This window comes from Bradyrhizobium sp. IC3123 (assembly GCF_020193625.1).
Classification (GTDB): Bacteria; Pseudomonadota; Alphaproteobacteria; order Rhizobiales; family Xanthobacteraceae; genus Bradyrhizobium; species Bradyrhizobium yuanmingense.
In genome coordinates this window covers 1-21457 of record NZ_JADYVF010000028.1, presented here as the reverse complement: position 1 = coordinate 21457, position 21457 = coordinate 1, and the positions used below count along the sequence as shown (strand labels likewise).

Here is a 21457-nt window from a genome sequence, read left to right as displayed (position 1 = left end):
AGGCGTTTTGATTTATAGCCCCACCTACCGCCGCCAGGTCGGCGTCAAGCCTTCGCGCATCGCAAAGCGGCGGAGCGGGCCGATGGCGCCGAGGAGGTGCATGCCGACGGCGCGGACGGGCTGGAGCGGGAGGAAATCGTTGAGCAGCGAGCGGTTGGCGATGTCGATCGCAAAGGTACGGCTCAGGATGTCCGGACGCCGCGCGCGGTCATAGCGCTTGAGCACATCGTCGGCGCCGGGATCCTGTCCCGCGGCGATGGCCTCGCCCGCGAGCCGGGCAATGTCGGCGGCATCGCGCAGGCCGAGATTGAGGCCCTGGGCGCCGATCGGCGGCACCACATGGGCGGCTTCGCCGACCAGCGCGATACGGTCGCGGCCGAAGCATTTCGGACGCTCGATCGCGAGCGGGAACAGGTTGCGGCCAGGCTCCACATTCATCCGTCCCAAAATCGAATGCGACTGTTTCTCGATCGCCGCCGACAGCGCCTCGTCGCTCAAGCCGCGCAGCCGTTCAGCCTCCGCAGGCGCTGCGACCCAGACGATGCTGGAGCGGTCGCCGGGCAGGGGCACGAACACGCAAGGCCCGTGCGGCGTGTGGAACTCGGTCGAGACGTTGCGATGCGGCCGGGCATGGCTGATGTTGAAGGTCAGCGCAGTCTGGTTCAGCTCGCGCCGCGTCACGGCGATGCCAGCAGCCTCGCGGCACAGCGAGTGCCGGCCGTCGGCGCCGACCACGAGGCGCGCCGAGAGAAACTGTCCGGACGCCGTGCGCAGCGCGACGTCGTCGGCCTCGATGACGACGCTTTCGGCCTCGTCGTCGAAGCGGACGAGATTGGGCAGCTCGGCCGCGCGCGCTTCCAGCGCCAGCATCAGCGAGCGGTTGTCGATGTTGTAGCCAAACGCATCGAGGCCGATTTCGTGACAGGAGAAGCGCACCTCGGGGCTGCGGAACAGCCGGCCGGTGTCGTCGACGAGGCGCATGACTTCCAGCGCAGCCGCCTTGTCCCTGCAGCGCGACCAGACGTCGAGGCCTTCCAATAGATCGATGGAGGCGCCGAGCAATGCGGTGGTGCGATTGTCGGCATAGGGAACGCGGCGCGCCACCAGTGCGGTCCGGGCACCCGCCTGCGCCAGGGCGATCCCCGCGGCAAGGCCGGCAGGTCCGCCGCCGATCACGGCCGCGTCATGGAGTGTCGATGCGTCTATCATGGAACGACATTTGACACGCCGGGCGGCAAATTCAAGCCCACCTATATTTCCCTGATTTTATGGCGAATTTTGCGATCGTGCGCCGCAATGGCGGATGTGCAAACCGGTCGCATTCTGATAGCAGAAGCCATGGATATTCAGCAGGATTCCCTGAAGCCGAGACCGGTGATCCGCGCCGCAGCCTTCTCGGTACACATCTTCACCGCCTTCGGCGCGGCAATCGCGCTCCTGGCGATGCTGGAGGCCGTGCGCGAGCACTGGGCGGCGATGTTTCAATGGCTGGGCGTCGCCCTGATCATCGACGCTATCGACGGGCCGATCGCGCGGCGGCTCGACGTCAAGAACGTGCAGCCGAACTGGTCGGGCGACGTGCTCGATCTCGTGGTCGACTTCTGCACCTATGTCTTCGTGCCGGCCTATGCGATCGTTGCGAGCGGCATGCTGCTGCCGGTAGCGGCTCCCTTGCTCGGCATCGCCATCATCGTGACCAGCGCGTTGTATTTCGCCGACCAGCGCATGAAGGCCGACGACAATCATTTCCGCGGCTTCCCGGCGCTTTGGAACGCGGCCGCGTTCTATCTGTTCCTGCTGCATTGGCCGCCGCTGTGGGCGACGCTGCTGGTCGCCGCGCTGGTCGTGCTGACGTTCGTGCCTTTCCATGTGCTGCACCCTGTCAGGGTGGTGCGGCTGCGCTGGCTGACGATGTCGCTGATCGCGGTCTGGGCGCTGCTCGCCTTCTACACGCTGCAAATGGATTTTCGCGTCGGCACCGGGGTGACCGTCGTGCTCTGCGCCATCGCGCTCTGGATCAGCTTCAGCGATGCCTTGATCCGGTTGGCGAAATCCCTGGCGAGATTATCGGCGTGATGGAGCTGCTGACCAGCCCGGAAGCCTGGGCCGCGCTGCTCACCTTGACGGCGCTCGAGATCGTGCTCGGCATCGACAACGTCATCTTCATCTCGGTGCTCGTCTCGCGCCTTCCCGAGAAACCGGCGCAGCGCGCCCGCCAGATCGGGCTTGCGCTGGCACTGGTCTTTCGCCTCATCCTGCTCAGTCTCCTGGTCTGGCTGATCGGCCTGACCGCTCCGGTGCTCTCGATTCAGGGCTATGCTTTTTCCTGGCGCGATCTCATCCTGATCGGCGGCGGCCTCTTCCTGATCGCCAAGGCCACACATGAGATTCACGGCGAGGTCGAATCCGATCACGACGCGAGCGAGAAGGACTCCACAGGCAGCGCCTTCTTCTGGGTGATCGTCCAGATCGTGATCATCGACATCGTGTTCTCGCTGGACTCGATCATCACTGCGATCGGCATGGCCGAGGACATCAAGATCATGATCGCGGCGGTCGTGATCGCATGCGCGGTCATGTACGTTTCGGCGGGTCCGGTGGCGCGATTCGTCGCGGAGCATCCGACCACCAAGATGCTGGCACTGGCCTTCCTGGTGTTGATCGGCGTCGCGCTGGTTGCGGACGGATTCCACTTCCACATTCCGCGCGGCTACATCTATTTCGCAATAGCGTTCTCGGCGGCGGTGGAGTTCTTCAACGTGCTGGCCAGGCGCAACCGCCGGAAAGCCGCCAAGTAGTCGCGTTGGGTCGTTTCCAGTCGGCGTCGAGTTGACAAGGCGGGCGCGATAGCTTTCGCTCAGCCGCACGAAGAGGAGGTCAGGTGATGACGAAAGCCATCCGTGTGCACAAGGTCGGAGGCCCCGAAGCCCTGGTCTATGAGAGCGTCGACGTGCCGGCGCCCGGGCCCGGCGAGGTGCGCATCCGCCAGCACGCGGTCGGCCTCAACTTCATCGACGTCTATTACCGCACCGGCCTCTACAAGGCGCCGGGGCTGCCCTTCATCGCCGGCAATGAGGCCTCCGGCGAGGTGGTCGCGGTCGGGCCAGGCGTGACGAATTTTCATCCCGGCGACCGCGTCGCCTATTACCACAATCTCGGCGCCTATACCGGCGAGCGCAACATCCCCTGGGAGAAGCTGGTCAAACTGCCCGATCACATCACCTACGAGCAGGGTGCCGTGCTGATGTTGAAGGGGCTGACGGTCTGGTATCTCCTGCACAAGACCTTCAAGGTCGAGCCGCATCACCGCGTGCTGGTCCACGCCGCCGCCGGCGGCATCGGCCTGCTCGCCTGCCAGTGGGCGAGGGCGCTTGGCGCGCATGTCATCGGCACCGTCGGCTCGCGCGAGAAGGCCGAGCTTGCGGAGGCCAATGGCTGCGATCACGTCATCCTCTACAACGAGGAGGATTTCGTTGCGCGCGTGAAGCAGATCAGCCGTAACGAGGGCTGCGACGTCGTCTATGACGGCGTCGGCAAGGCGACGTTCCCGGGCTCGCTGTCCTGCCTGAAGCCGCGCGGCATGTTCGTCTCGTTCGGCAATGCGTCGGGCCCCGTGCCGCCGTTCGCGATCGCCGAGCTCAACAATCACGGCTCGCTGTTCGCGACGCGGCCGAAGCTCAACGATTATGTCGGCACGCGCAAGGAACTGCTCGAAGGTGCCGACACCCTGTTCGCCGCGGTCATCAACGGCAAGCTGCACGTGCCGATCAACCACGCCTACGCGCTCAAGGACGCCGCCAAGGCGCATATCGATCTCGAAAGCCGCAAGACCACCGGGGCTTCGATCTTGAAGCCGTAGCTCTTTCGGCATCGGCGGTTTCGTAGGGTGGGCAAAGGCGCGGAGCGCCGTGCCCACCATCTTCATTGCGGTGAAAAATGGTGGGCACGCTTCGCTTTGCCCACCCTACAGCACTACGCGACGCGTCTTGCCGCGCCGGCCTTGGTCAAGATCGCGTCGAGACATTCGATCATCTCGGCGATCTCTTCCTTCGTGACGTTCAGCGCCGGCATGAAGCGCAAGCTGTCGACCTGCGGCGCGTTCAGCAGCACGCCGGCCTCGAACGCCTGCGCGACGATGCCGGGTGCGATCGGCAGCTTGAGATCGAGCGCGAGCAACAGGCCGCGTCCGCGCACGCCGCCGAGGCCATGCCGGGCCGAGACCTTCTGCAGGTCGCTTTCGAGCAGGAGGCCGGTCTCGGCGATCTGTTTCAGGAAGTCGGGCTTCTTGACCTCCTCGAGCACCGCGAGGCCCGCCGCGCACATGATCGGGTTGCCGTTGAACGTGCCGCCCTGGTCGCCGTGCTCGAAGCATGACGCGCGTTCGGTCGCGAGCAGGGCCGCGAGCGGCACGCCGCCGCCGATGCCCTTGCCGAGCGTCATGATGTCGGGCGCAATGCCGGTGTGCTCGTAATGGAAGAGCTTTCCGGTCCGGCCCATGCCGGTCTGGATCTCGTCGAAGATGAGCAAAAGGCCGTGCGCCTCGGTCAGCGCGCGCAGCTGCTGCAGGAACTGATCGGTCGCAGGCCACACGCCGGATTCACCCTGGATCGGCTCGAGCATCACGGCGACGGTGTTGGCGTTGATCAGGGCTTCGACCGAGCCGATGTCGTTGAGCTTGGCCTTCTTGAAGCCCGCTACCTTCGGCTCGAACAGCGGCTCGAACGCTTTCTTGCCTGAAGCCGACATCGTCGCCAGCGTTCGGCCGTGGAAGCCGCCTTCGAAGCTGATGATCTCGAACGCGCCGCCTTTGTGCAGGCTGCCATATTTGCGCGCGAGCTTGATCGCGCCTTCGTTGGCTTCAGCGCCCGAATTGGCGAAGAACACCTGATCGAACGCGCTGTGCTCGACCAGCGCCTGCGCCAGCTTCAGGCTCGGCTCGTTGTAGAAGGCCGGGCTCGGCGTCAGCAGCCGCTTGGCCTGAGCTGCGAGCGCGTCGGCGATCGCGGGCGGGGAATGGCCGAGGCAGTTCACGGCCCAGCCCTGCACGAAGTCGAGATAGCGCTTGCGGCTGTCGTCCCAGAGGTAGGAGCCGGCGCCGCGGACGAACACGGTCTTTGGCCGTGCGGTGATGTCCATCAGCGCGTCATACGGATGCGTGGTCATGTCGTACTCCTCTGGAGGCGGGTGGAAAAAAGGGCGCAAAAAGCAGAAAGGCCGCACCTTGCGGGTGCGGCCTTTCTCGAAAACTAGCTGAATTCAGTGGTTCAGCGGCGTCCTCGGACATGGCGCACCCTCTCGTCGTCGCGGGAGCGACGGCGGAGCATTTCGGTGCGCTGGTTGGTCCGGGCGTTGATCATGGGGCGGGTCCGTACAGCCGAATGGCAGGACTTGTCAAGCAGGCTTTTTTCAAGATGCACGCCGAGCGTGCATCGGTCAGGTCGGGTGCGCGGCTTCCTCGGCCTCTGCATCGCCCCAATCCGCGTCCGCGATTGCGGTGTCGATCAGCTCGCCCCGCAGCAGCTTGAGCGGCGAATTCCAGTACAGCGCGATGTTGTGGAAGGGGTCGGTCAGCACCTTGGACACCCAGACCAAGCCCGTGGTGACGTCGCGGGTGGCGAAGAGCTGCAGCATGCGCGCAAGTCCGCCGCCGATGCCGATGGCGAGCCAGAGCGCGCCGACATGCCGGACGAAATCGAGGCGGGACGCCGGCGCATCCAACAATCCGAACAGCGTCGGAAAGGCGAACAGCGCCAGCGGCGCACTGCCCCAGACCAGCAGCAGCACGATCTTGCGGGCCTGATTGTAGCCGACCTTGATCGCTTCCTTGTGTTCGTTGCTGACGCCGTTGACGGCGTCATAGCCGTTCGGCTCGAAGAAGAAATGCCCGGTCTGCCGCGTCAGCATCGCGAGCCAGCCGACGATGCCGGCGAGAGCAGGGTCCTTGAACAGCAGGGCATAGCAGCCGAGGAAGATGACGGCGCTGATCAGGTGCAGCGTCTGGTTGACGGTGCTTTGGTGGTAGAAGCGGTAATCGTCGAAGCGCTGCGTGCGCAGCATGTCCGAGAGGCGGCTCATCCTCATCCCTCGCTCGCGTTGAAGACGCGGGCAGAGTTAGGTCGAGTCCGTGACCGCTGCGTGAATGCATTATAGTGTCACATTCCTAACGTGACGATTACTCGACACTGTAATGCGAGAACACATCGGCGATGCCGGCGTTGATCGCCTTTGCGGCCGCGATGTCGCGCTCGGCGCCTTCGCTGTCACCCTTCTTGCGCTTCGCCAGTCCGCGGCCGTAGAGCGAGCCGTCGAGCCCCGGCTTGATGCTCAGCGCGGCATCGTAATCGGCGATCGCCGCGTCGAGGTTGCCGAGCTTGAGATGGGCAAGGGCGCGGCTGTCCAGCGTGTAGGCATCGTTGGGAGCCATCTTGAGCGACTGCTCGCAATCGGCCAGCGCCTCCTGCAGGCCGCCGACGATCGCGCGGGTGAAGCAGCGCGAATTGAACACGTCCGCGCGGTTCGCATTCGCTCTGATGGAGCGGTCGTAATCGTCGAGCGCCAGCGCCACGGCGCGCTCGGGCTCGCCACGTCGCCGAAACATTTCGCCGCGATTGGCGAGCGCGTGCACATCGTCGGTATTGGCCTTGAGCAGGGCCGAGCAGCCGGCGAAGCGCCGGTCGTCACTGCCTCCGCCGTCGTTTGCGAAGCACCACTGGCGGGCCTGCGCGGTGGATGGTGATCGCGCGTCGGCGGGGGCCGGCAGCGCGAGCAGGGTTATCGTCAGGCCGAGTGCGGACAGCTTGAGGAGAATCCCTGACGTTTCATCGTGTTTCATTGTTTGTCGCGTCGAAACCATTGCGCCTCTAGCGCGTTTGTGATCGAAGGACGCGACTTGGTTCGAACCGAATGCATCACCGCCCAGACCAAGAAGGCGGGACCAACCAGATAGCTCAAAGCCTTGTCCGATACGCCCTATCCGATCGACCTCGACAGCATTCGCGGCGCGTTTCCGCCTGGCATCGAGGCGCCGCCGCTGCTGGTCGACTTTGCGGCCTGGCTGAAGGGGCGTCCCTGGGGCAGCGTCGGCTGCTTCTCGCTGCAGGGCCAATTCTCGGACTCCGCGCCGATCGTCGACGGCAGTTCCTTGCGCGACCGGTTCTCGCTATTCATGCGCCTGCCTGACGGCTCGGCCGTTGGCGGCTGGTATGGCGCGGGTCTTGATCGTGACAATCCACCGATCGTCGGGTTGGGATCCGAGGGTGACTACGAATTGCTGGCGCCGAGCCTCGATGCGCTGCTGACGAGGCTGACGTCGCAGCAATTCGACAGGGCCTGGAGCGATCTGAAGCCGCATGACGAAGTCGAGCCTCAGACCGTCGAACTTGCGCAATGGCTCGCTGGACAGCCCGTTGGCGACAAGGCGGCGTGTGACGACGGGCCCCCGGAGCTGCCTGATTTCCGCGGCTTCATGGAAAAATGGAGCCGGGACCGCGAGGACTATTGGGCCAACCATCGCATGATGGCCGAACTCGGCTGGCGGCTGACCGCCCATCTGCCCAAGGGCAAGAATGCCTGGGATAAGACGCGTTTCGAGGTCGCGATCGTCGGCAAGCAATACCAAGCGCGCGTGCTGACGCGCGGACCGCAGCCGTTCGAGGAAGCGACTTCGATCGAATCCCTGCTGCGCGATCTGCGCGAACAGATGTGGAAGGCTCAGCCTGAGCTCGGGTTATGGTATGCGGTGAGGTTCGGCCTCTACGCCGACGGCCGCGTCATGCCGAGCTTCGAATACGATGTACGCCCGACCATCGACGGCGAACCGGCATTGCTCTCCGAGGCGAAAGCCGATCTCGCCCGTGCACCAAGGCCGGAGCGCTGGGTGCCGAAATGGCTGGCGTGATTGTCTCCACACTGTCATTGCGAGCGTAGCGAAGCAACTGTTCCCGCGGAGGGATTCTGGATTGCTTCGCTACGCTCGCAATGACGGAACGCGGTCAGAACCCCGCGACGCTGCCGTGCAGATCGTATGCGTCGGCGCGCTCGATCTTCGCCGTGACGATCTCGCCGACGCGCAGCGGGCGGCGGCTCGTCAGATACACCGCGCCGTCGATCTCCGGCGCATCGGCCTTGGAGCGGCCCTTGGCCACGGTCGGGCCGACCTCGTCGATGATGACCTGCTGCCGCGTGCCGATCTTGCGCTTCAGCCGCCGCGCCGAGATCTTCTGCTGCCGGGCCATCAGCGCGTTGTAGCGCTCCTGCTTGACCTCTTCGGGCACCGGGTTTTCGATCGCGTTCGAGGTGGCGCCGGCGACCGGCTCGTATTTGAAGCAGCCGACGCGGTCGATCTCGGCCTCGTCGAGCCAGTCGAGCAGATAGGCGAAATCGGAATCGGTCTCGCCGGGGAAGCCGACGATAAAGGTCGAGCGCAAGGCGAGATCGGGACATTCCTCGCGCCAGCGCTTGATCCGCGCCAGCGTCTTGTCCTGCGCCGCCGGACGCTTCATCGCCTTCAGCACCTCGGGGCTCGCATGCTGGAACGGGATGTCGAGATAGGGCAGTACCTTGCCCTCGTTCATCAGTGCGATGACCTCGTCGACATGCGGGTAGGGATAGACATATTGCAGCCGGACCCAGGCTCTCAACTCGCCGAGCTCGCGCGCGAGGTCGAGGAATTTGGCGCGGACCTGGCGGTCCTTCCACGGGCTCTCGGCATATTTGAGATCGACGCCGTAAGCTGAGGTGTCCTGCGAGATCACCAGGAGCTCTTTGACGCCCGCGCCGACGAGGCGCTCGGCCTCGCGCAGCACGTCATCGGCTGGGCGCGAGACGAGGTCGCCGCGCAGCTTCGGAATGATGCAGAAGGTGCAGCGGTTGTTGCAGCCCTCGGAAATCTTCAGATAGGCGTAGTGGCGCGGGGTCAGCTTGATGCCGTGCGGCGGCACCAGGTCGAGATGCGGATTGTGCGCCGGCGGCAGCGCGCGGTGCACGGCGTTCAGCACGCTCTCATATTGCTGCGGGCCGGTGATGGACAGCACGCCCGGATAGGCCTGCTCGATCGCTTCCGGTTCCGCGCCCATGCAGCCGGTCACGATCACCTTGCCGTTCTCGGCCATGGCCTCGCCGATCGCCGAGAGCGATTCCTGCTTGGCGCTGTCGAGGAAGCCACAGGTGTTGACGATGACGATGTCCGCCCCGTCATGCTTGCGGGCGAGCTCATAGCCCTCCGCGCGCAGCCGCGTGATGATGCGCTCGGAATCCACCAAGGCCTTGGGACACCCGAGTGACGTGAATGAAATGCGCGGCGCTCTGTCCATGTAATCGCCTGGAGCCTATCTGAATTGTCTGGATTTGCGATCCAAGTAATTGAACCGATGGCGAAATTCAACAACTAACGTATGCGGCGCGCGGCTAAAGCAGTACGCGCGCGTAGTTGGCGTGATCGGCCAGTCACCAGCGACGGTATTACTGACTGACGGTTCCTGGTCTGGAAGCTCATTCGGATCGAGCGAGTGGAGGATCCGAGGTGAATTGCTCGAACACGCCCGTTTTGGTTGTTATTCGGTTTCTTGCTTGATTTCACGGAGCTTAACCACTATGCGCCGCTTCATCTTCGGCTTGGCTTTCATTACCGTTTCCTATGGCGCCATGTTTCCGGCCCGCGCTGAAGTCGACAAGATCATCCATGTCTGCGATCGGCAGGAACGATTGTGTCCGGAATTCAGGCCTCGCGTGAAGGCACCCGACGGGTGGACGAGGGATGAGGCCGCGAGTCTCAAATACGGCGCATCGATGTTCGTTCCCAAAGGGAAGACATTCGGTAAAGCAGAAGCAATCATCTATGCCGAAGGCCGCTATAACGAGGACCGCACCGAACTGGTTCAATGGATCGCAACGAGCGATAGCGATTGGGCGACGACATCCGGCAAGAATGCCAAGATCACTACGCTTCCCTCGGTCAACCCCAAGGTCGTCATCAACCGCTACGACAATCCATCCCTGAAGGACCAGCCGGTTGAAGTGATCGCGCATTACGCTGATCTCGACAAGGACGGCAATTCCTACGTCGTGCGGCTAGCGGTCTCCGGCCGCACTGAGGCGGCGGTGCTGGCCGCGGTGCCACTTCTCGACAAGATGATCGTTGGCGCGAAGATTCCGTGAGAGCATGAGTTCTGCTTCGCAGCTGAAGGCTGCGCGAGCGTTTTCTTGCGGGAGGGCGGCACGGAGAGTTTACATTCGTCGTGTCAGGGACACCCGAGCGACCCGAAGCTGACCTTGGGCGCAGCCGTCTGATCCATATCTAATCTGCCTGATTGACCGGCCTGAGCTAGTCCCAATTGCCCATAATTACAACCCTTTGCAGGGCGATCCGGCGTGCTATGGATGAATCAGCTGCCGTGAGTGAGCCATGAGCGCCGAACAGTCGCCCAAAATCGTGATCGTCGACGAAAGCCCGATCCGGGCCGCGATCCTGGAGGAGGGATTGCGCGAGGCCGGGTTTACCCAAGTCGTCCATATCAGCGAGATGCAGAGCCTGCTGGCCCGTATTTATGCGGCGGACCCCGACATCATCGTGATCGATCTCGAAAACCCCAGCCGCGACGTGCTGGAGGCGATGTTCCAGGTCAGCCGCGCGGTGAAGCGGCCGGTCGCCATGTTCGTCGACCAGAGCGATTCAGCCTCGATCCAGGCCTCGGTCGAGGCGGGGGTGTCGGCCTATATCGTCGACGGGCTGAAGAAGGAGCGCATCAAGCCGATCCTCGACCTTTGCGTGTCCCGTTTCAACGCCTTCGCCAAGCTCCAGGAGGAACTGGAGCGCACCAAGTCGCAGCTCGAGGACCGCAAGATCATCGAGCGCGCCAAGGGCATTCTGATGAAGGTGAAGGGCCTGACCGAGGACGAGGCCTATGTGCTGCTGCGCTCCACCGCGATGCGCGAGAAGAAGAAAATCGGCGAGATCGCGCAGTCGATCATCACCGCGTCGGAGATGCTGAAATGACCGTTCCCCTCCGCATCGGGTTCATTCCGCTGGTCGATGCCGCCGCGCTGATCGTCGCGGTCGACAAGGGCTTTGCCGCCGCCGAGGGGCTCGAGGTCGAGCTGGTGCGCGAGGTCTCCTGGTCCAACGTCCGCGACAAGCTCAATATCGGCCTGTTCGATGCCGCGCATCTGCTCGCGCCGGTGGCGATCGCGTCCTCGCTCGGGCTCGGTCACGTCAAGGTGCCGATCGCCGCGGCCTTCAATCTCGGCATCAACGGCAATGCTATCACGGTGTCGCCGGCGCTCCATGCCGCGCTGATGGAGGAGATCGACGGCGATCGCTTCGACCCGATGGCGACGGCGAAAGCGCTGGCGAAGGTGGTTGCCAAGCGCCGCAAGGCAGGGGCCGAGCCGCTCACCTTCGGCATGACCTTCCCGTTCTCCACCCACAATTATCAATTGCGGTTCTGGATGGCGGCGGCGGGCGTCGATCCCGACGAGGACGTGCGCCTCGTGGTGCTGCCGCCGCCCTATATGGTCGACAGTCTCAAGAACGGCCATGTCGATGCGTTCTGCGTCGGCGCGCCCTGGAACTCGGTCGCGGTCGATCTCGGCATCGGCCATATCCTGCATTTCGTCGCCGACATTCTGGTGCGTGCGGCGGAGAAGGTGCTGGCGGTCCGCCAGACCTTTGCCGACAAGAACCCGGACGTGGTCGCAGCCCTGGTGCGGGCAGCCGTGAAGGCCGCCGAGTTCATCGAGCATCCCGAGAACCGGACCGAGGCGGCGCAGATCCTGGCCCAACCCGAACGGATCGGCGTCGACGCCGAGGTCATCCAACGCACCCTGACGGGGCGCCTGAAGATCTCGCCCGATGGCACCTTCCGCGAAAGCGGCCGCTACCTGCTGGTCGGACGCGAAGGGGCAGGGCGTCCCGATTCGGTCCAGGCCGCCTGGCTCTATGCCCAAATGGTGCGCTGGGGCCAGACGGCGCTCACCCCTGACGGGGTCAAGACGGCGATGGCGGTGTTCAGGCCCGATCTCTACGACGCGGCGCTCGGCAACAGGGCGCCGCCTGAGGGTCCCGCAGCGTTCGGCGCCTTTGCCGGTCCGGCCTTCGACCCCAACGATATCCGCGGGCATCTCGAGGCCTTCGGGGTCGGGCGCTGGAAGGCCTGATTCGCGGTTGCTTCGCTTTTGAGCAACTAAGATCCTTGGCTAATGTTTGAGCTGGCTGCTCGTATTTCGGGAGAGTTCCCAAGCCGGCAGTTTCCGGGTGACGTCCTAATTATCTGAAACTTCATTGGTTTTTATTTCGACCAAGCTGGCACGCAACTTGAATGTTGCGCTGCGGCCAGCTTGTCATAGGTGCCTGCTGAGCCAAGTCCCGCAGCAACGAAGCTGATCGGACCGTGAGTAACGAAGCCGGCTCCTGAGCCAGCCTGACGTTCCTCGCGGGTCGCGCAATCCGTCGAAGCCACCGAAGGTGGCCGCAGGAGCTTCGTTACACACCATGAAAATCGATACGGTCTCAGTCGACTTTACCGACGAGCAGAAACGCTATCTCGAAGGCTTCACGACCGGCCTGCAGATCAGCCGCGTCGGCCGCGGCCTTGGTGGTGGCGGCAGCGGCAAGGCGAATGCCGAGCCTGTGGGTCCCGATGCCGTGCACATCAAGGCGCAGGACAAGGTGATCGCGTCGGGCAAGAAGCTCGCCGATCAGGAGAAGTTCAAGCGCGACGAGCACCCCTTCGACGCCTATCCGCGGCTGCGCCAGCAGGCCCTCGACAACACCCCGCCGAGCCCGGCGGATAATTTCCGCTGGCGCTATTACGGCATCTTCTACGTCGCGCCGACGCAGGACTCCTACATGTGCCGCCTGCGCATCCCGAACGGCATCATGAAGCATTGGCAGCTGTCGGGCCTTGCCGATCTCGCCGACGAGCTCTGCGGCCCCTACAGCCACGTGACGACGCGCGCCAATCTCCAGCTGCGCGAGATTCCGCCGAAGCACGCGATCAGAATGATCGAGGGCATCCAGGAGCTCGGCCTGTGCTCGCGCGGCTCCGGCGCCGATAACATCCGCAACGTGACGGGAACGCCGACCGCCGGCATCGATCCGCAGGAAATCATCGACACGCGGCCCTATGCCCGCGAGTGGCACTACCACATCCTCAACGACCGCTCGCTCTACGGTTTGCCGCGCAAGTTCAACGTCGCCTTCGACGGCGCCGGCCGGATCGCGGTGCTTGAAGAGACCAACGACATCGCCTTCACGGCCTATGAGGTAAAGGACGGTTTCGGCGTCGAGCCCGGCGTCTGGTTCCGGCTCGGCCTCGGCGGCATCACCGGTCACAAAGACTTTGCGAAATATTCCGGCATCATCGTCAAGCCGGAGCAGGCGACCGCCGTCGCCGACGCCATCGTGCGCGTGTTCATCGAGCATGGCGACCGCACCAACCGCAACAAGGCACGGCTTAAATACGTGCTCGACGCGATGGGCCATGACGGCTTCCTCAAGCTGGTCGAGGAGCGGTTGAAGACGCCGTTCACGCGCGTGCCGGAAGAGGCGTTCGCGCCGCGGCCCACGGCGGACCGCATGGCCCATATCGGCGTGCACAAGCAGAAGCAGGACGGCCTCAACTGGATCGGCGTATCGCTGACACTCGGCAAGCTCACCTCCGATCAGATGCGGGGCCTCGCCAAGGTCGCGCGCGACCTCGGCGACGGCGAGATCCGGCTCACGGTCTGGCAGAACCTGTTGATCTCGGGCGTGCGCGACGAGAATGTCGAGCTCGCCTCTGCCGCCATCAAGCAGATCGGGCTCGCGGTCGAGGCCTCGCACATCCGCGCCGGCCTGATCGCCTGCACCGGCAATGCCGGCTGCCGCTTCGCAGCGTCCAACACCAAGCGCAATGCCGCCGAGATCGGCGACTGGTGTGAGCCGCGCGTCGCCATGGACAAGCCGGTGAACATCCACCTGACCGGCTGCCATCATTCCTGCGCGCAGCATTACATCAGCGACATCGGCTTGATCGGCGCGCGCGTGCCGATCAATGAGGAGGACACTGTCGAGGGCTATCACCTCTTCACCGGGGGCGGATTCGGTCCCGATGCCGATGTCGGGCAGGAGGTCTATCACGACCTCAAGGCCGAGGACGTACCGAAGACGGTCGAGGCGCTGCTCAAGGCCTATCTCGCCCATCGCGCCTCGCCCGACGAAACCTTCCTCTCCTTCGCGCGCCGCCATGACGGCGAAACGCTGCGCAAGCTTGCCGATGCACAGGTGTCCGCATGAACCAGATCACGCCTCCGCCGAAACTCGATATCATCCCCGCCAGCGCCCCGTTCTCGGATGCGCAGCGCTCCTGGCTGAACGGCTTCTTTGCCGGGCTTTTGTCGCCTGACGTCGCAACACCGCTGTCGGCAGAGCAGGGCGCCGCCGTCATGCAGGCCGGTGACGGCGACGACGGCGAAGCGCCGTGGCACGACCAGACCATGCCGATCGCCGAGCGGATGAAGCTTGCCGAAGGCCGTCCCTTGCGCCGCAAGATGATGGCGGCGATGGCACAGCAGGATTGCGGCCAGTGCGGCTACAACTGCCACGATTATTCGGAAGCAATCGCGAGCCGTAGCGAAGCGCGGCTCAATCTGTGCGTCCCCGGCGGCAAGGAAACCGCGCGGATGCTGAAATCGCTGTACGAGGAGCTCGACAAGGCGCCCGCGGCCAAGACCACCGACAAGAGCACCGACAAGGCCGGCGCTCCGGCGCCGGCTGTGACCGTGACGATCGCAGAGCCCGGCCGCTCGCGGGACAATCCGATCCAGGCGACCTTCCTGTCGCGCCGTCTTCTCAACAAGGGCAAGTCGGAGAAGGAGACCTATCACATCGAGTTCGATCTCTCCGAGGGCAAGCTCGACTATGTGGTTGGTGACAGTTTTGGCGTCTTCCCGCGCAACGACGTCGGCCTCGTCGACCAGATCATCGCGCTGCTCGGCGCCTCCCACACGACCAAAGTCAACGGCAAGACGTTGCGCGAGGTGCTGATCGACGACGTCTCGCTGTCGCCGGCGCCCGACACGCTGTTCGAGCTGATCTCCTTCATCACCGGCGGCGCGCAGCGCGAGAAGGCGCGGGCGCTGGCGCAGGGAGAGGATCCCGATGGGGATGCCGCGACGCTCGACGTGATGGCGGCACTGCAGAAGTTTTCCGGCACGCGGCCGCATCCCGAGGCCTTCGTCGAGGCGCTGGAGCCGCTGCAGCCGCGGCTCTACTCGATCTCGTCCTCGCACAATGCGACGCCGGGAAAGCTGTCACTGACGGTGGACTCGGTGCGCTACGTCATCGGCAAGCGCAGGCGGCTCGGCGTCGCCTCGACCTTCCTCGGCGAGCGGATCAACGAAGGCGAGAAGCTCAAGGTCTATGTGCAGAAGGCGCACAATTTCGGCCTGCCGCAAGACCCGAAGACGCCGATCATCATGGTCGGTCCCGGCACCGGCATCGCGCCGTTCCGCGCCTTCCTGTTCGACCGCAAGGCGACCGGCGCGCCCGGCAAGAACTGGCTGTTCTTCGGCCATCAGCGCAGCGATTGCGATTTCTTCTATCAGGACGAGCTCAACGCCATGAAGACCTCCGGGCTTCTGACGCGCCTGTCGCTGGCCTGGTCGCGCGACGGCGAGAAGAAGTTTTACGTGCAGGACCGCATGCGCGAGGTCGGCCGCGAATTGTGGACCTGGCTCGCCGAGGGCGCGCATCTCTACATCTGCGGCGATGCCAAGCGCATGGCCAAGGACGTCGAGCGCGCGCTGGTCGACATCGTCGCCCAGTTCGGGGCACGTTCGACCGATGAGGCCGTCAGCTTCGTCGCCGAACTCAAGAAGACCGGCCGCTTCCAGGCTGACGTGTACTAGTCGGACGACTCCTCTCGGGGTTGGGCGTCATCCGATTGTCATCCGTCCCGGTTCCAACTGGCTTGGATTCTAACGAATAAGATTCTCGGAACCTGCTGGTGAAGAGAATTTGCATCTGCGATGGGGGGCCTCCAGAGGATCCTCATCGCTTTTTCCGCCACCGTCTTGCCTCCCGCCCTGGTTGTTCCTTCATACTCCCGCAAATGGGGCGTTGGAGATCGACCATGCGCGAACTATCGGCGGAAGCCAGGCTGCACTTCTACGCGCGTTCGCTCTCGCGCCGGACCGGGGCGAGCATGCATCACGTTGCGATGTACAGCGCGTTTGCGGTGATCGCGGCGATCGTGTTCGGGACGCTGTCGGTGCACCCGTTTTGATGTGTCTGCGTAGGGTGGGTTAGCCGGAGGCGTAACCCACCACTTGTATGGCTGCAGCAGAAGAGGTGGATTACGCTTCGCTAATCCACCCTACGACACCCACCCTGCTCACGCTCCGCGCTTGAACGGCGCCACCTCGATCCCCGCAGCCTTCAACGCCTGACGCACGCCGCGCGCGATCTCGACCGCGCCGGGCGTGTCGCCATGGATGCACACTGTATCCGTGCGCATCTTGATGACCTTGCCTGTGACGGACACCACCGCGCCGTCCTGCACCATGCGTACCACGCGCTCGGCGATCGCCTTGGCGTCGTGCAGCACCGCGCCGGGCTTCTTGCGCGAGACGAGGTTGCCGTCATCCTCATAGGCGCGGTCGGCGAACACCTCGTGCACCATCGGCAGGTTGGCGTCTTCGCCGGCCTTCACCAGCTTCGAATTGGCGAGCACGACGAAGATCAGGCTGGGATCCACCGCCTTGATGCCGGCGGCGATCGCCTTCGCCGTCATGTCGTCCTCGCAGGCGACGTTGGAGAGCGCGCCGTGCGCCTTCACATGGGTGACTTTGTAGCCGGCCGCGGTCGCGATCGCCTGCAACGCGCCGATCTGATAGGCGACGAGGTTCTCGATCTCGGAGGCCTTGAGCCCTGCGATCGGATGCCGGCCGAAGCCGTGCAGGTCGCGATAGCCGGGATGCGCGCCGACCGAGACGCCGCGCGCCTTCGCAAGGTCCACCGTCCGGCGCATGATGTCGGGGTCGCCGGCATGGAAGCCGCAGGCGACGTTGACCGAGCTTGCCAGCTCGATCATCGCGGCGTCGTTGCCCATCTCCCACGCGCCAAAACCTTCGCCGAGGTCGCAATTCAGATCGACTGTTTTCATGGGTTGCTCTCCGCCTCTGGTCTTGTTGTCGCTTACGGCTCCGCCGTGACCTGCCACGTCCCGGCATCGACCGCGCTCACCGCATAGCCCGCCACGTTAGCATCGCTGAGCGCCTCGATGTTGAGGGCGACGATGTCGGAGGAGCGCAGGCGATCGGGCAGGCTGCGGATCGCTTGCGCGAACTTGCGCGCCTCGTCCTGCGCTTCGGCCATGCTGACCGCCTTGAAGCGGAACGCGGTTCCTGCCGAGGTCTGGGCGAGGCGGCCGATATCGGCCGTGATCACGGTTGCGATCTTCGGATAGCCGCCGGAGGTGCCGCGATCCATCATCAGCGCGATCGGCGCGCCGTTGCCGGGCACCTGGATGCTGCCGTTGACCGTGCCGTCGGAGACGATGTTGTGGCCGTGCAGATGCTTGATCGCGGGGCCCTCGAGGCGGTAGCCCATGCGGTCGGAGGTCGCCGAGATTTTCCATTCGCTGTCCAAGAACAGCGCCTTGTTGGCGTCGTCGAACTCGTCGTCCTGAGGACCCAGCAGCACGCGGATCGGGCCGCTCGCCGGCTTCGGCAGCTCGATGCGCAGCTCCGGTGCGCCGCTGGCGGCATCGACCGTGAACTCGTCACCGGCCTGGAGCGGGCGCGGGTAGGGGCTGCCGAGGCCGGCGCGGGCGTTCACAGCAAGACTGCCGAACACCGTCTCGCCCTTGATGGCGCCTTCGATCGCGAGATAGGTGAAGGCGCCGCCGCGGGCAAAGCCGAGCGTCAGCGTCTCGCCATCCTTGAGCGTCACCGAGGTGTCCATCGCGACCGCGCTGCCGGCGATGTCCGCATTGCGCGGCGCGCCCGATATCGCCGCGCGCACGGCGCCGTCGCGGGCGGTGAAGGAGGCACCGAACGGGCCGATCTCGATGGCGGCCGCGAACGGCTCGTTGCCGACCAGCGTGTTCGCCGCCGCAAGCGACAGCCGGTCCATCGCTCCGCTCACGGTCAAGCCGTAGCGCTGCGCGCCGTGGCGGCCGCCGTCCTGGACCGAGCTGGCAGGGCCGATGCTGGCAACCACGAGCCGGCTCATGCGTCCACCTGCTCGGCGACGATCTCGCCGGCTTCCGCAGCGCGGTCCATGTCCTCGAATGTCTTGTGGTCGATCGGGTAGAACGTGACGCGGTCACCGGGCTCGGTGAGGAAGGTCGGATTGCGGTGGAGCTGATAGGTTCGCACCGGGGTGCGGCCGAGCAGATGCCAGCCGCTCGGGGCGGCCAGGCACTGGATGCCGGCCTGGACGCCGCCGATCGAGATCGTGCCTGATGGCGTCAGCAGCCGTGGCGATTGCCGCCGCGACATGTGTAGGAATTTGTCGAGACCGCTGAGATAGGACCAGCCCGGCGTGAAGCCGATCATGGCGACTTTATAGTCGCCGCGCGAATGCCTGACGACGATGTCATCCGGCGTGGTGCCCAACGTCTTGGCGACGTCCTCGAGGTCGATGCCGTGCTCGCCACCATAGGCGACGGGAACGCGCCAGCGGCGCGCTTTGGTGACCGGCGGCAGCGGCCGGGTGGCGATCGGGAGGATCTTTTCGCCGAGCGCCTCAAAGCCGATCTCGCCGGGATCGTAATGGACCAGCAGCGAGCGATAGGTCGGCACGGTCTCGGTGATGCCGTCGATGGGCGCAGCTAGCAGCGCCTTGTCGAGCGCCAACACGCGCTGGTTGGCATCGTCGTCGATGGTGCGGCTGAACTCGACCGTGACGGCACTGTCGCCGCTGGGCAGAAGGCGGGGCGGGGGAAGCGTCGCGGCCATTGAGCTGTCAGAGCGCTGTCGTAATCGGGCTTCTCGGGAATGCGGGCTCGACCTTGAGTTCCGCTTGTCCCTGCTTCGCGTAAATGTGCCCGCAAGTCCAATAAATTAATGCAAGGGGAAGCGATAAAGCCTTGTTATCGCATCGCATAACGGCGCTGCGGCCCTGCGTAATTGCTAGCCTCTTGGCCCTTGACGCAAAGCTCTCGGCTCGCAAGATGCGCGCGTTCTGTCCCGCACCTTGGAGCTCGTTCTCGTCCATGTCGCTGTCCCCCGAAGCCCGCAAGACCCTCGCCGGCATCACCACCGCCACCATCACCACGGTCCTGCTGAAGAAGGGCCTGCGCAATGTGTGGATGCGCGGCGCGCGTCCGTTGCGGCCGGGCCTGCCGCGGCTGGTGGGACCGGCCTTCACGCTGCGCTTCGTGCCGGCGCGCGAGGATCTGGCGACGCCGGAATCCTGGTCGTCGCCGATCTCGACCCGCACCGCGATCGAGGCGATGCCGGAGGGCTGCATCGCCGTGGTCGATGCCATGGGCATCACCGATGCCGGCATCTTCGGCGACATCCTTTGCGCGCGCATGGTCAAGCGCGGCGTCACCGCGCTTGTCACCGACGGCGTGGTGCGTGACGTCGAGGGCGTGCTTGGCACCAATTTGCCGGTTTGGTGCGACGGCTATGCCGCGCCGCCGTCGGTTGCAGGCCTCACTTTCGTCGGCTGGGGCGAACCGATCGGCTGCGGCGGCGTTGCCGTCTTCCCGAACGACATCGTGGTCGCCGACCAGGACGGCTGCGTGCTGATCCCGCAGGCGATGCTCGATCATGTCCTCAATGAGGGCGTCGAGCAGGAGCGGATGGAAGCCTGGATCGTCAACGAGGTGAACAACGGCGCGGTGCTGCCGGGCCTCTATCCCATGAACGCCGAAACCAAGGCGCGCTACGCCGCCAGCAAGAAGTAACGGACAAAGGAACGAGGACCCTCATGGACATCACGCTCGCCGGCACGCGGCCGACCCGCCGCGCGCCGAAGGAACACTTCACCGGCACCGTGTGGCAGGACCCCATCAACATGGCGCCGGCGCCTGCACGGCTGAACGTCTCGCGCGTCGCATTCGAGCCGGGCGCGCGCACCAACTGGCACCACCATCCGCTCGGGCAGACGCTCTACGTGATCTCGGGCGTCGGCCGCGTTCAGACCAAGGGCGGCCCGGTCCAGGAAATCCGTCCCGGCGACACCGTCTGGATTCCGCCGGGTGAAGTGCACTGGCACGGCGCATCGCCGACCAACGGCATGTGCCACATCGCCATGCAGGAAGCGCTCGACGGCGTCTACTCGACCTGGCTGGAGCCGGTCACCGACGCGGAGTATGGCGCGGCGGTGGGCTGACTCTCGTGTCCCGGACAAGACGCATCGCCCAAAGCGATGCGTCGCCGATCCGGGACCCAGATCTTCGACCCACTGAGAGCACTGGGTCCCGGCTCTGCGCGGCAACGCTTCGCGCTGCCGCTTGTCCGGGACACGGCACCTAAATCTTCTCCGCGGTCCAAGTGCCCGTGCACATGGCGCCGCGCCAGGTGCCGGAGCCGGACGCGCCGCTGAGCCGGCCGAAGCCAATGGCACGCTTGATGCCGGTGCTCAGGGTGACCTTGATGTTGCCGGCCTCGGCGACGCGTCCCGACGCCGTCACCGCGGCGCTGCTCGAGGCGATCTGGCCATTATTGATGCCGATGGAGACAGTCGCGCCGTTGCCGCAGGCCTGGCTTGATGAAGCAATGCGGACGTTCCACGCGCCATCGAACGTGCTTGTCGCAGCGTCGGCCTGCGCGAGCGGGACAGCGATGACGACGGCGGTGGCGAATAGAGCCTTGCGAAACACGTTCATGACACGCCCCTGTGGTTGACCATGCGGGGGACCGTCACACGCGTGCGGAACCGGCGATGTGAGGGCTGTCACGTGCGCAGAAGGCTGTGTGAGCCTGCGCACGCCGGCACGCCAGGGCGCAAAAGCAAAGGACCCGCATCGCGGGCCCCTTGTCTGAGTAAGAACGATCAGGTGGATCTCAGTTCACCCGCGTCCAGGTCTGGCCGCCGCAGAACATGCCGCCGAAGGCGCAGCCCTGCACCCGCAGCCGGTCGGTGCCCTTCATGGCGATCGTTGAATCGTAGGTCGAGCCCGAGTTGGGATCGAGGATGCGGCCCGACCATTTCTGGTCCTTGCCCGCCTTCATGTTGATCAGCACCTGCTCGCCGTTCTGGTTCGACTTGCTGTCGACCGAATAGCCGCAGAGGTTGGTGCCGCATTGCTCGATGCGGACCTTGCCTTCCTTCTCCTCGGTGAGCCAGACGCCGACCGGCGAATTGAGGTCGCGCGTCGGCGCAGTTGCAGGTGCAGGCGGCACTGCGGCCGCCTGAACGCGAGCGGGAGCAGGCGCAGGTGGCGGAGGCGGGGCTGGCGGAGCCGCAGCCACGGCCGGGGCGGGCGGGGGGGGCACGGCGGGCGCGGCGTGCTGCTCGGCCGGC

Annotated in this window: 22 protein-coding genes; 12 read left to right on the top strand and 10 right to left on the bottom strand. The window is 64.9% G+C overall.

Annotated elements, in window-relative coordinates:
* Nucleotides 1-24: 24 nt before the first annotated feature.
* Nucleotides 25-1209: a UbiH/UbiF family hydroxylase gene (locus tag I6F20_RS37095; RefSeq protein ID WP_225131433.1), complete on the bottom strand. Its 1185-nt coding sequence runs from the start codon at nt 1207-1209 to the stop codon at nt 25-27.
* An 87-nt stretch (nt 1210-1296) separates the two neighbouring features.
* Between I6F20_RS37095 and pcsA the strand changes: the two genes are divergently transcribed.
* The 3 genes from pcsA (at nt 1297) to I6F20_RS37080 (ending at nt 3859) form a co-directional block, all read left to right on the top strand.
* The gene (gene pcsA / locus I6F20_RS37090) at nt 1297-2076 is read left to right on the top strand and encodes a phosphatidylcholine synthase (protein WP_036012484.1); all 780 of its coding nucleotides are present in this window, start codon (nt 1297-1299) and stop codon (nt 2074-2076) included.
* Nucleotides 2073-2798, top strand: a complete 726-nt coding sequence (locus I6F20_RS37085; protein WP_036012482.1) for a TerC family protein — start codon at nt 2073-2075, stop codon at nt 2796-2798. Before pcsA ends, I6F20_RS37085 begins: the two co-directional genes overlap by 4 nt.
* A gap of 86 nt (nt 2799-2884) precedes the next feature.
* Nucleotides 2885-3859, top strand: coding sequence for a quinone oxidoreductase family protein (locus I6F20_RS37080; protein WP_036012480.1), 975 nt, complete (start codon nt 2885-2887; stop codon nt 3857-3859).
* 113 nt (nt 3860-3972) lie between these two features.
* On the opposite strand, the gene I6F20_RS37075 is transcribed toward I6F20_RS37080, so the two are convergent.
* The 3 genes from I6F20_RS37075 to I6F20_RS37065 all read right to left on the bottom strand — a co-directional run bounded on the left by I6F20_RS37075 (nt 3973) and on the right by I6F20_RS37065 (nt 6832).
* Nucleotides 3973-5163, bottom strand: a complete 1191-nt coding sequence (locus I6F20_RS37075; protein ID WP_225114991.1) for an acetylornithine transaminase — start codon at nt 5161-5163, stop codon at nt 3973-3975.
* Nucleotides 5164-5433: 270 nt separating this feature from the next.
* Entirely contained in the window at nt 5434-6075 is a 642-nt protein-coding gene (locus tag I6F20_RS37070) for a hypothetical protein (protein ID WP_225131428.1), read from the bottom strand.
* Nucleotides 6076-6172: 97 nt separating this feature from the next.
* Nucleotides 6173-6832, bottom strand: coding sequence for a tetratricopeptide repeat protein (locus I6F20_RS37065; protein ID WP_225131417.1), 660 nt, complete (start codon nt 6830-6832; stop codon nt 6173-6175).
* Nucleotides 6833-6955: 123 nt separating this feature from the next.
* On the opposite strand from I6F20_RS37065, the gene I6F20_RS37060 reads away from it, so the two are divergent.
* Nucleotides 6956-7897, top strand: coding sequence for a hypothetical protein (locus tag I6F20_RS37060; RefSeq protein WP_225131416.1), 942 nt, complete (start codon nt 6956-6958; stop codon nt 7895-7897).
* A gap of 94 nt (nt 7898-7991) precedes the next feature.
* Here the strand turns inward: I6F20_RS37060 and rimO are convergent, their stop codons facing one another.
* A complete protein-coding gene (gene rimO, locus I6F20_RS37055) occupies nt 7992-9311 on the bottom strand; it encodes a 30S ribosomal protein S12 methylthiotransferase RimO (protein ID WP_225131414.1) in 1320 nt (439 codons plus the stop codon).
* Between the two features lie 280 nt (nt 9312-9591).
* On the opposite strand from rimO, the gene I6F20_RS37050 reads away from it, so the two are divergent.
* The 6 genes from I6F20_RS37050 (at nt 9592) to I6F20_RS37025 (ending at nt 16262) form a co-directional block, all read left to right on the top strand.
* A complete protein-coding gene (locus I6F20_RS37050) occupies nt 9592-10155 on the top strand; it encodes a hypothetical protein (protein WP_225131412.1) in 564 nt (187 codons plus the stop codon).
* A gap of 247 nt (nt 10156-10402) precedes the next feature.
* Nucleotides 10403-10993 (top strand): ANTAR domain-containing response regulator, encoded by a 591-nt coding sequence (locus I6F20_RS37045; RefSeq protein ID WP_036012463.1) that lies wholly within the window; start codon nt 10403-10405, stop codon nt 10991-10993.
* The gene (locus I6F20_RS37040; protein ID WP_225131410.1) at nt 10990-12153 is read left to right on the top strand and encodes a CmpA/NrtA family ABC transporter substrate-binding protein; all 1164 of its coding nucleotides are present in this window, start codon (nt 10990-10992) and stop codon (nt 12151-12153) included. The genes I6F20_RS37045 and I6F20_RS37040 overlap by 4 nt, the downstream gene beginning before the upstream one ends.
* 334 nt (nt 12154-12487) lie before the next feature.
* Nucleotides 12488-14272 carry a NirA family protein gene (locus I6F20_RS37035; protein WP_225131408.1) on the top strand — a complete coding sequence of 595 codons (1785 nt, stop codon included), beginning with the start codon at nt 12488-12490 and terminating at the stop codon, nt 14270-14272.
* On the top strand, nt 14269-15885 hold the full coding sequence (locus I6F20_RS37030) for a sulfite reductase subunit alpha (RefSeq protein WP_036012449.1): 1617 nt from the start codon (nt 14269-14271) through the stop codon (nt 15883-15885). The genes I6F20_RS37035 and I6F20_RS37030 overlap by 4 nt, the downstream gene beginning before the upstream one ends.
* A gap of 224 nt (nt 15886-16109) precedes the next feature.
* Nucleotides 16110-16262, top strand: coding sequence for a hypothetical protein (locus tag I6F20_RS37025; protein WP_036028094.1), 153 nt, complete (start codon nt 16110-16112; stop codon nt 16260-16262).
* Between the two features lie 108 nt (nt 16263-16370).
* On the opposite strand, the gene I6F20_RS37020 is transcribed toward I6F20_RS37025, so the two are convergent.
* The 3 genes from I6F20_RS37020 to pxpB are packed head-to-tail and all read right to left on the bottom strand — an operon-like array spanning nt 16371 to nt 18939.
* Nucleotides 16371-17141, bottom strand: coding sequence for a LamB/YcsF family protein (locus I6F20_RS37020; protein ID WP_225131398.1), 771 nt, complete (start codon nt 17139-17141; stop codon nt 16371-16373).
* Nucleotides 17142-17173: 32 nt separating this feature from the next.
* Nucleotides 17174-18211 (bottom strand): 5-oxoprolinase subunit C family protein, encoded by a 1038-nt coding sequence (locus tag I6F20_RS37015; protein WP_225131387.1) that lies wholly within the window; start codon nt 18209-18211, stop codon nt 17174-17176.
* Entirely contained in the window at nt 18208-18939 is a 732-nt protein-coding gene (gene pxpB / locus I6F20_RS37010; RefSeq protein ID WP_225131385.1) for a 5-oxoprolinase subunit PxpB, read from the bottom strand. The genes I6F20_RS37015 and pxpB overlap by 4 nt, the downstream gene beginning before the upstream one ends.
* A 257-nt stretch (nt 18940-19196) precedes the next feature.
* Between pxpB and I6F20_RS37005 the strand changes: the two genes are divergently transcribed.
* Together I6F20_RS37005 and I6F20_RS37000 are read left to right on the top strand one after the other, a co-directional pair.
* Nucleotides 19197-19895 (top strand): ribonuclease activity regulator RraA, encoded by a 699-nt coding sequence (locus I6F20_RS37005; RefSeq protein ID WP_036012452.1) that lies wholly within the window; start codon nt 19197-19199, stop codon nt 19893-19895.
* Nucleotides 19896-19918: 23 nt separating this feature from the next.
* On the top strand, nt 19919-20323 hold the full coding sequence (locus tag I6F20_RS37000; protein WP_036012436.1) for a (R)-mandelonitrile lyase: 405 nt from the start codon (nt 19919-19921) through the stop codon (nt 20321-20323).
* A gap of 139 nt (nt 20324-20462) precedes the next feature.
* On the opposite strand, the gene I6F20_RS36995 is transcribed toward I6F20_RS37000, so the two are convergent.
* Both I6F20_RS36995 and I6F20_RS36990 read right to left on the bottom strand, forming a co-directional pair.
* On the bottom strand, nt 20463-20819 hold the full coding sequence (locus I6F20_RS36995) for a hypothetical protein (RefSeq protein ID WP_225131383.1): 357 nt from the start codon (nt 20817-20819) through the stop codon (nt 20463-20465).
* 178 nt (nt 20820-20997) lie between these two features.
* On the bottom strand, nt 20998-21457 hold a 460-nt coding region (locus I6F20_RS36990), incomplete at its 5' end, for a DUF2147 domain-containing protein (protein WP_225131381.1).